This window comes from Embleya sp. NPDC025285, from assembly GCF_055558835.1.
In genome coordinates this window covers 1-12,204 of record NZ_JBVHLU010000180.1, presented here as the reverse complement: position 1 = coordinate 12,204, position 12,204 = coordinate 1, and the positions used below count along the sequence as shown (strand labels likewise).

The following is a 12,204-nucleotide window of genomic DNA, read 5'->3' as shown; positions in this document are numbered from 1 at the left end:
CCGCCTCCGCCCCCCTCTCCCCCCCCCCCTCCCCCCCCCCCCCCCCCCCCCCCCCCCCCCCCCCCCCCCCCCCCCCCCCCCCCCCCCCCCCCCCCCCCCCCCGCCGGATGGTGTGCGCTGTGCGACGGCGGAATCACCCGGCGGTGTGCGCGTCACCCGGTCGGCAAACGGTTTGACGGGTGCGGAACACTTTTCCCATGTCCACCGCCGTACGCAGCCCCCACCCGCAGACCTGGACGATCGCCCCCGCCGCGGTCGGCTCTCCCGAAGCGCTCGCGCTGCTGCGGGCGTACTTCGTCGAGGTCAGCGATCGGTACTACCGGCTGCACGAGGGCCGGGACTCGACGCCCATCGAGATCGAGGAGGGCTTGGCCGACGCGCCGAGCGACCACCTCGCCCCGCCGCGGGGCCTGTTCCTGATCGGCCGATACGGCGGCGAGCCGGCCGCGTGCGCGGGGCTGCTGCTGCGGGACGCGCGTACCGCCGAGTTGACCCGTGTGTTCGTACGACCCGACCTGCGCGGCACCGGCGGCGGCCGGCGCCTGATGGCGGCCGTGGACGACGCCGCCCGCGCCTTGGGCGTGGCCCGGATCGTCCTGGACACCCGCCTCGACCTGGTCGAGGCCCGCACGCTGTACACCAGGAGCGGCTACGCGGAGGTACCCGCGCACAACAGCGGCAGGTACGCCGAGATCTGGTACGCCAAGGACCTCGACGGCACCGACCGGCCCGAGCCGGCCGGAGCCGGCGTGCACCGGCCCGATCGGGCCTGAGCGGTTCCTACCCGGTCCGATCCGCTCGAACGGGTCCGACCCGGCTCGAACCGAAGGGACTTCGCGCCGTCCCGCGACGGGAGGTCGCCGGACGGGGACCGCGACGGTGACTGCCACGACGAACGGAAGCGGCCATGACCGACAACAGCGGGCACGACACCTGGGACAGCCTGGGCTGGGGGCCGTGGGACGAGCAGAGCCTGCCGACCGAGCCGTTGGACGAACGCGTCCGCCTGGCACGGCAGTTGCCTCGGACCCTGGTCTCCGTGACCGGCCCGGGGGTACGTCAACGGCCGGTCTTCGACCCGGCGTTGAAGCATTACGGCAGCGCCATGCGGGCCGGTGAACCGCAGTTCACCGCCCCCGGGACCGCCGAACGCTGGCACACCGCCCGCCGACAGGCGGTCGACCACGTCTTGGCGGCGGTGGCGGACTCCCCGTGGGCCGAGCACCTGGTGCTGCGCGGCAGCATGTTGCTCCGAGCCTGGTACGGCGCCGCCGCGCGCGAGCCCGGCGACCTCGACTTCGTCGTGATACCGGCCACCTGGGACGTGGTCGAGCCGCGCACCGACCGGATGTTCGCCGCGATCGCGCGCGGTGCGGACGCCCTCTCGCGTACGCACACCCCTTCCCACAGCGATCCGGGCGTAAGGATCGACGCGGACGGCGCGATCGACGACGAGATCTGGACCTACGACCGGGTACCCGGCCGGCGCCTGGTGCTGCCGTGGCACGCGGACGGACTGCCGTCGGGCACCGTGCAACTCGACTTCGTCTTCAACGAGTCGCTCCCGTCGGCGGCCGAGTACACGGACGTACCGCGTCGGGACGGGTCGGGCGCGCACCGGATCCTGGCCGCGACCCCCGAGCAGTCGCTGGCCTGGAAACTGCTCTGGCTGCTCTCCGACTCCTACCCCCAGGGCAAGGACCTCTACGACGCGGTACTGCTGGCCGAGTCGACGACGTTGGGCGCCGATCTGCTGCACCGGACCCTGGTGGCGGGCGAGCCGCATTGGGCCGGACGGCGGATCACGGCCGGCGCGTTCGTCGACCAGGAGGCGGACTGGGACGAGTTCGCCAAGGAGTACCCGGACATCGGAGGCGCCGGCGCCGAGTTCATGTCGCGGCTGCTGACGGCGCTGGAGCCGGTGCTGGCCGAGGAGGACGAGCAACCCGCCACCGACGGCTACGCGTGGCGGCTGCGGTGGCTCGACCCGCTGTTGCCGGACGCGCGCCGGGAGGCGGCGCGCGGCGGCATGACCGCGCTGGCGGCCTGGCTCAAGAGCCGGGCGCTGGGCCTGGCCGAGAGCATCGTGATCATCCGCGAGGTGGTCGGCCCTGAGCAGTGCACGTCGGAACAGGCGGCCGAGGCGTACGTGGCCCAACTCCCGTACACGTCGGGTGAACTCGGCTACTACACGCGCAACCCCGACGTGATTCGGAACGCGCTCGCGGCGCTGCGCGCCCGGGTCTGACCACGCCGGTCGGCGCGTCGGCCCCACCCACCGGACAGGTCCGTCCTGACCGCCCGACAGGTCGGCTCCACCCACCCGACAGGAAGCACGCCCGTGAACAGCATCGAACGGTCCGTGGCCAAGGCCGTCTTCACCCTGGCGGATCCCGCCCTCGTGCCCGTCCTGGTGGCCCGGCTCGGCGCCGAACTGGCGCCGGCGCTGCGGGCGATGGCGTCGGTGCCGACGGTGTTGGCCGACGCGGCGCGGGCGTCGGGCGACGCCGCGTTGCAGGCCGCGATCGAGGCGCGTGAGTCGGGCGAGACGGGCGGGAGACGCGACGATCGGCCTCGGCCGACCACCGCGCCGCCGCTCCCGATGCCCGCGTTCGTCGGGTCCGAGCGGTCCGGCGCCGCCGAGAGGCCGGTCGATCGGGCCGCTCGCGGCGACCTCGCCACCGACGAGGTGGACGCGTTGTCGAACCTGGACGATCCGCACGTGGACGCCGCGCTGTTCGCCGGTTCGCTGCTGCCCGACGCGGAACGCGCCCGGCTGCTGGCGGGCGTTCGCCGCGACGGGACGCGGGGGCGGGTGGCCGAACCGCTCCTCGCCCTGCTGTGGGGCGCGGAGCTGGGTCGCTGCGCCGCGTGGTTGGCCGCCGGGATCACCTCGGGCGATCCCGAGGTGGCCCGCGTCGTCGTCAACCGGCTGCCGCTGCGCACCGAGGCGGGCCGACTGCGGGTGATCGTGGGCGTCTGGACCCGACACGGCGTCGATGAGGCCCGTCGGGTCCTGGCCGAGGCCGATTTCCCCGCCGACGTGCGCGAACCGATCGAGGACGCCTTCGCCCGGGGCGACGGCCTGAGCCTGTTGCGCGCACGCCTGGCCGCCGAGGAGGACCCCGAACGGGTCGCCGCGTTCCTGTGCGAGGCGGCGCGCGAGGGCGAGGACGGGGGGCAGCGCGGCCGGGTCGACGCGATCCTCGCCGACGGCGGCGGCATGCCCTGGGCGGAGCTGATCCGTTCGCATCGGGCCGCCGCGCTGCCGCTCGTACTGCACGATCGGCTCGCCGAAGCCCCGGACTGTCCACACGAGTTGCTGATCGCGATGTTGGCCGGAGGACTGGCGGCGCGCAGCCGGGAGGAACGACCCTGGCTGCACGAGGCGTTGGCGGCCGGCCGGTTGTCCGGCGCCGACCTGCTCCGGCACGCCCACCCGGCTCCGGTCGTGTTGTCGGTGCTGGCCGACACGGATGCGCGTACGTCGCCCCGGTGGTGGGCCTCGGGCGCGCCTCGGGCCGAGGCGAAGGCGCTGGTCGAGGAGTTTCTGGGAGCCGATGTCGAGGCGTGGATAGTGGCCATGCGCCTGTTCCCGGAATTCACCGGCACGATCCCGGAACTGCTGGCCACCGCACGGGCGGTGGCCGGCGATCCGGCCGGTTCGGCGCGGAGCGCGTCACCGACCGGGTGACCCACCGGCCGGGGTGGGCGCCGAGCCGGCGAGCAGCTCACCCGTCTTGTCGGCCGCCTCCCGATCGGGGTGCTCGCCCTCCTCCGCAGCTGCGGCGACGCTGAGCAGGTCGAGCTGGGTGGGTCCGGTGGTGTGATCGGTGGCCTCGGCGGCCGGTGTCCACGACCCCCGGCAGGAGATCGGCGCGTCGTCGGCCCGCGCGTGGCCGGGGTCGTCGTGCCGCCAGACCGCGTGTGTCTCGGTCACCGCGACGCGACGACCGCACACGCCGCAGGTGCCTCGTGGCCGGTGCGTATTCATACCCCCATGATGTCCGACAGGACGGACAAGAGCCGTCGGCCCACCCGACCCGTCGCCCGGGACGGCGGCGCGACGACCGTGTGTCGGCGCGACCGGTCGTGCCGGTGCCGTCGGCGGATCCGTGGGTTCGGGAAAGTCTCGGGCCGGGATCGGTCACATTCGCGATCCGGGATTCGTCATTGATGTGTCGGGCGGCAGCGAGCCGCCGAGTACGAGTCGAAGACGAGCCGAACAGCCGAACGGACCGGAACCGGCGCGCGGTTGCACACCGCGCCGCCGGGCGATGCCGCGCGCCGACGCCGGGTCGGCGGATCACGCAATCGGAGCACACCATGACGCGCAAGACCTTCAAGAACGACATGTCCATGATGTACACGTTCCACGACGCGCTTCGGCGGGAATTGGGACGGATCGCCAGGATCACGGCCGACACGAGCGACGACCCGCGTCGGGTCCTCCAGGCGGCGATCGGTTGGGAGATGTTCAAGCGCTACCTGCACGTACATCACGGTGCCGAGGACGACGTGCTGTGGCCCGCGATTCGGTCGGCTGTCCGGAACCGGCCGGACGAACTGGCCGTGCTCGACGCGATGGAGGCCGAACACGCCATCGTCGACCCGGGCCTGAACGCCGTCGACGCGGCACTGGCCGACCGCGAAGGCGGCCCGGAACGACTGGCCATGATCGTCGAACGGCTGGTCGGCGGCCTGGGCGGACACCTCGCGCACGAGGAGGACGAGGCACTCGAGATCATCGACGCGCACGTGACGCCGGACGTGCTCCAGCGCTTCGGCGCCGAGCACCGCATCCGGATCGGCGACGACAACCCCCGGTACCTGCCGTGGCTGCTGGACGACGCGAATACGGACAATGTCGCGGCCGTACTCGGCCTCCTGCCCGAGCCCCTGCGCGCGGCCTACCGAAACGAGTGGCAGCCCGCGTACGCCGGACTGGACATCTGGGGACCGAAGAGGGGCTCGACGGAGGTCTGAACGCGCCGCGCCCGCACGCACGCGGGAGCCGCCCGACCCGAAGGCGCGCACGCATCGGGGGTGGCCGAGCCCACACGGGCCTTCGGCCATCGAGCGCCGACGGACCGGGCGGTCACCCGCGGGCGGTCGAGCGCCGGAACCACGATCCTTGCGCGAGCTCCATGGCGCCGCGGGCGAGGAGAGGTGGTGGGTCCGAGGGGGTTGGACGGCGGATCGGCTACCAGCCCACGCGCAAGGCCCGGCCGGTCTCCACGCCCTCGATCGAGCGGCGGTACGCCATCGCGGCGACGGCGGCGTCGACCGGCGGGAAGCCCGGGAAGGACGAGTCGTAGGCGTCCATCGACTCGGTGAGCACCGTCGGGCTGACCGAGTTGATCCGCAGCCCGCGCGGCAGTTCGACCGCGGCGGCGCGTACGAACGCGTCGATGCCGCCGTTGGCCATCGAGGCCATCGATCCGGTGCGGATGCTCTCGCCCGAGAGGATGCCGGTGATCAGCGTGAACGAGCCGTTGTCCGCGACGAAATCGAGCCCGGCCCGGACCAGTTCCACCTGTCCGAGCAGCTTGTCCAGCGCCGCGCTCCTGATGTCGTCATGGCTCAGTTCCGCGACCACCTTGAACGGCACGCCACCGGCCGCACACGCGACCGCGTCCACCCGGCCGACCTGTTCGTACATCGCCGCCACCGACGCCGGATCGGTGATGTCCACCGCGACATCGGTCTTTCCGCTCCGGGAGGCGGTGACCACGTCGTGCCGTGCGGACAACAGCGTGGTGACCGCCTTACCCAGAGTGCCGGTGGCACCGACCACGAGGACCTTCACAACAACCTCCGATGCGGACGAATATCGCTCCCGATCCTTGCCTGTGCGACCAGGATGAGCAATAAATCCGTCGAAACCCGCCGGCGGCGAGAGCACGCCGGCGGCCCACCCGGCCCACGTCGGTGCTCAGACCCCGTTGCGGCGGTGCAGGCGGATGGCCTTGGCCATCGCGACGGCGGCGGCGGTGGAGAGGACGGCGCGGATGCCGTTCCAGATGTTCCAGGTGCTCTCGAAGTCCGCGCGGGTCTTGGCCGGGTCGGTGCTGCCTGCGGCGGCGAGTGCCTCGTTGAGGGGGACGTTGATGCCGGAGGTGGTCAGGACGGTGGTGGTGTAGAGCGCGAGCGCGGCCAGGGTCCAGCGCATGAGGGTGGTGCCGCCGCCGCGCTTGCGGAGTTTCCAGGCGGCGATGGCGGGGGCGGCGAGGGCCGCGGTGAAGACGGTGAAGAAGAGCGGGTTCTCGATACCGGTGTTGATCTGCTGCATCGAGTGCACGAAGTCGGCGTCGTCCTTGGTGCCGAGCAGCGGCATGACGACAGCGGAGAAGGCGACGTAGGTGCCGGCCATCAGGGTGTTGGCGACGGCACCGGCGGTGAGCCAGCGGCCGACGGTGTCCCGGGTGCCGGCGATCGCGTCGGTGCCGGCGGTGAGCGTGTGGTTGATCGCAGCCATGACGAACTCCCTTGAGAATGAGGGTGGTTGGTGGTGAGGCGACGGCCCGCGTCCTCCGCGTCCGGCTGCCTCGCTCCCCGACACCTCAAGACTCTCGCGTCTGCCCACCCCGAACAACGGCCGATCTCCGAACCACCCTTAACCCCTGGGTTACCGTTCCCCGGCGGACCATTTCGGCACCGCACACCGTGGTTCTCGGTGCGCCCGGGCCGACCGACGACCTCACCTCACCTCACCGCACCGCCCCGCTCACGTGTGGTCCCGGCCCAGGGAGGTGATTTCGGCGAGGGAGGCGTTGCCACCGGTGCACACGACGGCGATGTTCAAGCCCTTGAACTCGGTGGGGTGGGCGAGTACGGCCGCCAGTGCGGCGGCGCCGGCGCCCTCGGCGAGGGTGTGTGCGTGGGTCGCGAGCAGCCGTTGTGCGCGGGCGATCTGCGCGTCGGTGACGAGCAGGAAGTCGGCCAGGCCGGTGGTCCGCAGCAGGCGCTGGGGGAGTTCGAAGCCGCGACCGGTGGCCAGGCCCTCCACGACGGTGGCGTTCGCCCGGGTGACGCACGAGCCGGTCCGCCACGAGTCGTGCGCGGCTGGAGAGGCGGCCGACTGTACGGCGAACACCCGGCAGTTCGGTGCGAGTTCGGCGGCCACGAGCAGCGCGCCGGCCGCTCCGGTGCCGCTGCCCACCGGGACCAGGATCGCGTCCAGGTCGGGTCGGGCCGTGAGGATCTCCAGATATGTGGTGCCGACCCCGGCCACCAGGCCCGCGGTGTCGCCGGGGCTGATCAGGAGCCCGCCCCCGGCGACCGCGTACTCCTCGGCCCGCGACTGCGCGCCGGCCATGTCCGCGCCGTGCAGCAGCACCTCGGCGCCGAGCGCGCGGACCGCCCGCACCTTCGCCGGGTTCGCCTCGGCGGGCATCACCACCGTGCAGGACGCGTCGAACGCGGCGCACGCGTAGGCGATCGACTGCGCGTGGTTGCCGGTCGAGTAGGTGACCAGGCCCCGGGCGCGCTCGGCGGGGCTCAGGCCGGCCAGCAGGGTCAATCCGCCCCGCACCTTGAAGGCCCCGACCGGCTGGACGTTCTCGTGTTTGACATACACGTGTGCGCCGGTGGCCGCGTCGAGTGCGGGATACGACCACATCGGCGTCGGCGGGAGGTGTTCGGCGAGAAGATCGCGGGCCGCCAGGACGTCGGCGAACGTGGGGCCGGCAGTGGTGCCGGTGGTGTCGACTGTGCTGACCGTTGCGGCTGTTTCGGCGGCCTGGGAAGCGAGGTCGGCGGCTGCGAAGGCGGGGTCGGCGTCCATGCCGCCATCGTGGGGTGCCGACATCCCATCGGTCCAATGCCAGTCTTCTCGGATATCCATAGACATGATTGATAGGTTGCCGAACGTGCTCGACGTCACCCGCCTGCGCGTGCTCGCCGCCGTCGCCCGGCACGGCTCGGTCACCGAGGCGGCCCGGGTGCTGGGGTACGCGCAGCCCTCGGTCAGCCACCACCTCTCCCGCCTGGAGGCGGAGACCGGCAGTCGGCTGATCCAGCGAGTGGGACGGGGCATCCGACTGACCGACGCGGGACGCACGCTGGCCGAGCGGGCCGAGGAGATCCTGGGCCGGTTGGACGCGGCCGAGGCCGAACTGGCCGCCTACACCGGACTGCGCGCGGGCCGGGTCCGGCTGGCCGCGTTCCCCTCCGCACTGGGCACCTTCGTACCGCGCGCCGCGGCCGCGTTCAGCGCCGCTCATCCGGCCGTCGAGCTGCGCCTGGTCGAGGCCGAACCACCGCACGCGGTAAGGCTGTTGCGCGCCGGCGAGGTAGATGTCGCACTGCTGTTCACGCACCCGGGGCAGCCGGTGGAGAGGGGCGACGGGCTGCGTCGCACCCGGCTGTTGGTCGAGCCGATCCACCTGGTGACGCCGATGGGGACGGTCGGTGATCGGCTCGTCGACCACGCGCGACGACGCTGGATCACCGGGTGCGAACGTTGCCGCACACACCTGATCCGCTCATGCGCGACGGAAGGGTTCGTACCCGAAGTCGCCTTCACCACCGACGACTACGTCGCCGTCCAGGCACTGGTCGCGGCCGGCCTCGGCGTCACCACGCTGCCCGGTCTGGCACTGGCGGCGCAGCGCAACGCGGCGGTGCGCACGGTGCGACTGCCCGATCAGGAGCGGCTCGTCGACGCGGCGGTGCACGGCGCGGCGCCGGATCCACCGGCCACCGCCGCGTTGTTGGGCGAGTTGGTCCGCGCGGCGGCGACGGCACTGCCACAGCCGTGACCGGGAATCGGCCCGCTGTTCTCCGGGACCTGCGGGCCGAGCGAGCGAGCGAGCGGGCGGCCCGGGCCGGCGGATCGTGCCGGCGGTCAGTCCGGCGCGTCCCCGTGGATCCGGGCCAGGATCTGCGGATTGGTGACATGTACCGGGACGTTGTCCTCGTCGAACAGGCCGAGTCGGTGGAGCGCGCCGCCCTCGACCGGGATGACCGCGCCGGTGGTGTAAGCGGACAGGTCCGAGATCAGGAACAGGACCGCGGCCGCGACGTCGGCGGGTGTGCCCCGGCGGCGCAGCGGGACCCCTCGGCCCGCGAGCTCCGGGTCCTGCGCGGCGGCGGTCGCGCGCGGCGTGGTGATCGAGCCGGCCGCGATCCCGTTGACCCGGATCCCGTACCGGCCCCACTCCAGGGCCAGTGTCCGGGTCAGCCCGAGAACGGCGGCCTTGGCCGTGCCGTAGCCCACGTGATAGGGCGCGGCGACCACGCCGCCGGTGGAGTTGATGGTCACGATCGAGCCGGGCGACTCGTGCGCGACCAGGTGCCGGGCGACGGCCTGGGACAGCCACATCACGTGATGCAGGTTCAGCTCGAAGGACTCGTCCCACTGCGCGCGGTCGAAGTCCAGCGCGGGCGCCCAGTGCGGCAGCAGGCTCCCACCCACCACGTTGACCAGTCCGTACAGTTCACCGGGCGCGGCAGCGGCCCGCTCCAGCACGGTCGCCACTCCTTCGGCGGTGGAGACGTCCGCACACACCGTGCGCAACGTGCCACGCGGGCCGACCGGCCCCGCCGAATCCACCGGCCCCGCCGAATCCGCCGGCCCCGCCGAATCCTGCGTCCCCGTCGAATCCGCCAACTCGGCTTCGATCGCGGCCAATCGCTCGGCGTCCCGATCCACGCCCAGCACGGTGGCACCGGCTTCGAGCAGCCCGCGCGCGCAGGTGGTCCCGATCCCGCCGCCACCGGCCCCGGACACGATCACCGTCCGCCCGGTCAACCTGATCCGCTCCGCTATCACCGCTGCCGCACTCCCTCGGTCGTCGTGTTCGTATCGGTCACCGGCCCGTCGCCTCAAGCCGGATCCGCGCCGGTGCCGCGAGCCCGGGCCGAATTCGCGCCGGCGGACCGCAGTCGAGGCAGCACCTCGTGGCCCAGCGCGGCGATCTGCTCACGCGCCGCTTCGGAGGACACGCCGGGCACGTGGATCCGCAGGTTGAGGCACGTGGCGCCGATCTCGGCCCGTACCGCGGCGAGTTCGTCGGCGAGCGCGACCGCGTCGTCGTGGCAGGCGAACCCGGTGCCGCGCCAGTGCCGTTGAGCCGCCGCCGGGGTGTAGCCCCGATACACCCGGGACTGCCGCTCGAACGCCTCGCGCGGCGGATCTCCGATCCACACGCGGCGGATCAGCACGCGAGGCCCGGCACCGCCGGCGTCGAGGTATCGATCCGTCAACTCGCGCAGCCGGGCCGGCTCCGAACCACCGTCGAAGAGGATGCCCGCACCGGCCTCGGCCGCTCGGCGCACCGCGCCCGGACTCATCGCCGCGCTCACCACGGGCACCGGTCGCGCGGCGCACCCGGACAGGGCCCGGTCACCGGCCAGTTCGCCCAGTTCCGTGCCACGCAGCAACTCGGTCAGCCGGGGCAATCCCGCCCGAAATCCGGCCGCCCGGGCCGCGAAGTCGAGGCCCATCAGCCGAAAGTCGAGTTCCAGTCCGCCGGGCGCGACCCCGACGCCGACCCGCCCGGGATGCAGCGCGGCCAGCCACGCCACCTCCTCGGCGAGCATCGCGACCGGCCGCAGCGGGAGTAGTACGGGGGCGGCGGCGGCCCACCCGGAGGGCATCCGGTCCAGCATCCAACCGGCCACCTGGAGTGGATTGGGCAGGTACCCGGCGAACCCGCCGTGATGCTCACTGGTCATCACGCCGTCGAAGCCGCTCTCCGCGCCGAGTACGGCCTGCCGGATCGCCTCTCCGGCCACGCCCGACGCGTCGAGCCCGTCGTGCGGATAGATCCGCAACGAGATCGACCCGGCCCCGAACGGCACCGTCGCGGCGACCCGTTCCGCCGACATACCACCACATCCCCTCGATCGGGTGCCGGCGATCATGGCAGAGCGGGCGTGCCGAAAAAACCACCACGAGGTGTGATACCGGCTGGGGGATCAAGAGAAACCGTGGTCGGCGCCGAGAAGGGACTTGCGCGGTGAAACCCCCGGCGGCGTCGGTACGCGGCCCTCGGGCGAGACGAGCCCCGGGGCCGCGGGCCCGCGCCGGCTACTTCGGGTCGCGGTTGAAGCGCACCGTCGACCAGCGGTAGCCGAGCCCGATCAGGCCGCCGCACCAGGCGATCGCGAGCCATCCGTTGTGGCCGATCTCGGTGCCGAGCAGCAGGCCGCGGAGGGTTTCGATGGCGGGGGTGAACGGCTGGTACTCGGCGATCGGTCGGAACCAGCCGGGCATCGTCTCGGCCGGGATGAAGGCGCTCGAGACGAGTGGCAACAGGATCAGCGGCATCGCACTGTTCGCGGCCGCTTCGGGGTTCGGGCTCGCCATTCCCATTCCGACCGCGATCCAGGTCAGCGCCAAGGCGAACAGCACAAGCAGGCCGAACGCCGCGAGCCATTCCAGGGCCGAGGCGTCGGTGGACCGGAAGCCGATGGCCACGGCGACGGCGCCCACGAGAACCACGCTCATCACGCACTGGAGCACGCTGCCGAGGACATGCCCGACGATCACGGAGCCGCGGTAGACCGCCATCGTGCGGAAGCGGGCGATGAGTCCTTCGGTCATGTCCATGGAGATGTACACCGCGGCCCCGATCGCGGTGCTGCCGATGGTCATCAGCAGGATGCCGGGGACGATATAGGCGGTGTACTCGGAGCGGTCCGCGCCGCCGCCGTCGATGCCCGCGCTCATCACGTCGCCGAAGATGTAGACGAAGAGCAGCAGCAGGACGATCGGCGTGAGCAGCAGGTTCAGGGTTCCGGAGGGGTAGCGCCGGGCGTGCAGGAGGTTGCGGCGCAGCATCGTGTTCGAGTCGCGTACGGCGAGGGAGAGGGAGCTCATCGGACAGCCTCCTTCGGCTGGTCGGTGCCGCCGGTGAGGGCGAAGAAGACGTCGTCGAGGTCGGGGGTATGGACGGTGAGTTCGTCGGCTTCGATGTCCTCCGCGTCGAGTAGGTCGAGGATGGAACGCAGTTCGCGTTGGCTGCCGTCGCTGGGGATCCGCAGGGACGACGTCTCGTCGTCGCAGGTGACGCCGTGCAGGGCGGCGGCGGCGCGTTCGTAGGCGCGTGGGTCGGTGAATCGGAGCCGGACGTGTCCGCCGGGGACGAGTCGTTTCAGCTCGTCGGCGGTGCCCTCGGCGGCGATCTTTCCGTCGTGGAGCACGGCGATGCGGTCGGCGAGTTCGTCGGCCTCGTCGAGGTATTGGGTGGTGAGGAG

The 12,204-nt window shown here is 72.4% G+C and carries 12 protein-coding genes and 1 pseudogene; 5 read left to right on the top strand and 8 right to left on the bottom strand.

Annotated elements, in window-relative coordinates; all coding sequences use genetic code 11:
• Positions 1-197: 197 nt before the first annotated feature.
• From ACZ4FV_RS50075 to ACZ4FV_RS50065, 3 genes are all read left to right on the top strand, one after another.
• Positions 198-773: a GNAT family N-acetyltransferase gene (locus ACZ4FV_RS50075; RefSeq protein WP_402231526.1), complete on the top strand. Its 576-nt coding sequence runs from the start codon at positions 198-200 to the stop codon at positions 771-773.
• Positions 774-907: 134 nt separating this feature from the next.
• Complete coding sequence (locus tag ACZ4FV_RS50070; protein WP_402231528.1) at positions 908-2,248, top strand: nucleotidyl transferase AbiEii/AbiGii toxin family protein; 1,341 nt, start codon at positions 908-910, stop codon at positions 2,246-2,248.
• 93 nt (positions 2,249-2,341) lie between these two features.
• Positions 2,342-3,694 carry a hypothetical protein gene (locus ACZ4FV_RS50065; protein WP_465328015.1) on the top strand — a complete coding sequence of 451 codons (1,353 nt, stop codon included), beginning with the start codon at positions 2,342-2,344 and terminating at the stop codon, positions 3,692-3,694.
• Here the strand turns inward: ACZ4FV_RS50065 and ACZ4FV_RS50060 are convergent.
• Positions 3,680-3,994 carry a hypothetical protein gene (locus ACZ4FV_RS50060; protein WP_395859097.1) on the bottom strand — a complete coding sequence of 105 codons (315 nt, stop codon included), beginning with the start codon at positions 3,992-3,994 and terminating at the stop codon, positions 3,680-3,682. The genes ACZ4FV_RS50065 and ACZ4FV_RS50060 overlap by 15 nt on opposite strands.
• 332 nt (positions 3,995-4,326) lie before the next feature.
• Here ACZ4FV_RS50060 and ACZ4FV_RS50055 point away from each other — a divergent pair, with 332 nt between their 5' ends.
• The gene (locus ACZ4FV_RS50055) at positions 4,327-4,986 is read left to right on the top strand and encodes a hemerythrin domain-containing protein (protein ID WP_395859098.1); all 660 of its coding nucleotides are present in this window, start codon (positions 4,327-4,329) and stop codon (positions 4,984-4,986) included.
• A gap of 217 nt (positions 4,987-5,203) precedes the next feature.
• Here ACZ4FV_RS50055 and ACZ4FV_RS50050 read toward each other — a convergent pair whose 3' ends face one another.
• The 3 genes from ACZ4FV_RS50050 to ACZ4FV_RS50040 form a co-directional block, all read right to left on the bottom strand.
• On the bottom strand, positions 5,204-5,809 hold the full coding sequence (locus ACZ4FV_RS50050; RefSeq protein WP_395859099.1) for a short chain dehydrogenase: 606 nt from the start codon (positions 5,807-5,809) through the stop codon (positions 5,204-5,206).
• Between the two features lie 126 nt (positions 5,810-5,935).
• On the bottom strand, positions 5,936-6,478 hold the full coding sequence (locus tag ACZ4FV_RS50045; protein ID WP_395859100.1) for an anthrone oxygenase family protein: 543 nt from the start codon (positions 6,476-6,478) through the stop codon (positions 5,936-5,938).
• A 249-nt stretch (positions 6,479-6,727) separates the two neighbouring features.
• Positions 6,728-7,786 (bottom strand): threonine ammonia-lyase, encoded by a 1,059-nt coding sequence (locus ACZ4FV_RS50040; RefSeq protein ID WP_465328011.1) that lies wholly within the window; start codon positions 7,784-7,786, stop codon positions 6,728-6,730.
• 64 nt (positions 7,787-7,850) lie between these two features.
• On the opposite strand from ACZ4FV_RS50040, the gene ACZ4FV_RS50035 reads away from it, so the two are divergent.
• Positions 7,851-8,762: a LysR family transcriptional regulator gene (locus ACZ4FV_RS50035; protein WP_465328009.1), complete on the top strand. Its 912-nt coding sequence runs from the start codon at positions 7,851-7,853 to the stop codon at positions 8,760-8,762.
• Positions 8,763-8,848: 86 nt separating this feature from the next.
• Here ACZ4FV_RS50035 and ACZ4FV_RS50030 read toward each other — a convergent pair whose 3' ends face one another.
• The 4 genes and pseudogenes from ACZ4FV_RS50030 to ACZ4FV_RS50015 form a co-directional block, all read right to left on the bottom strand.
• The gene (locus ACZ4FV_RS50030; RefSeq protein WP_465328007.1) at positions 8,849-9,754 is read right to left on the bottom strand and encodes an SDR family NAD(P)-dependent oxidoreductase; all 906 of its coding nucleotides are present in this window, start codon (positions 9,752-9,754) and stop codon (positions 8,849-8,851) included.
• Between the two features lie 74 nt (positions 9,755-9,828).
• Positions 9,829-10,833 (bottom strand): LLM class flavin-dependent oxidoreductase, encoded by a 1,005-nt coding sequence (locus ACZ4FV_RS50025; protein WP_465328005.1) that lies wholly within the window; start codon positions 10,831-10,833, stop codon positions 9,829-9,831.
• Positions 10,834-11,035: 202 nt separating this feature from the next.
• Positions 11,036-11,827 (bottom strand): ABC transporter permease, encoded by a 792-nt coding sequence (locus ACZ4FV_RS50020; protein ID WP_395859105.1) that lies wholly within the window; start codon positions 11,825-11,827, stop codon positions 11,036-11,038.
• A pseudogene (locus ACZ4FV_RS50015) lies at positions 11,824-12,204 on the bottom strand (ABC transporter); the annotation flags it as partial. The pseudogene ACZ4FV_RS50015 and the gene ACZ4FV_RS50020, both read right to left, overlap by 4 nt.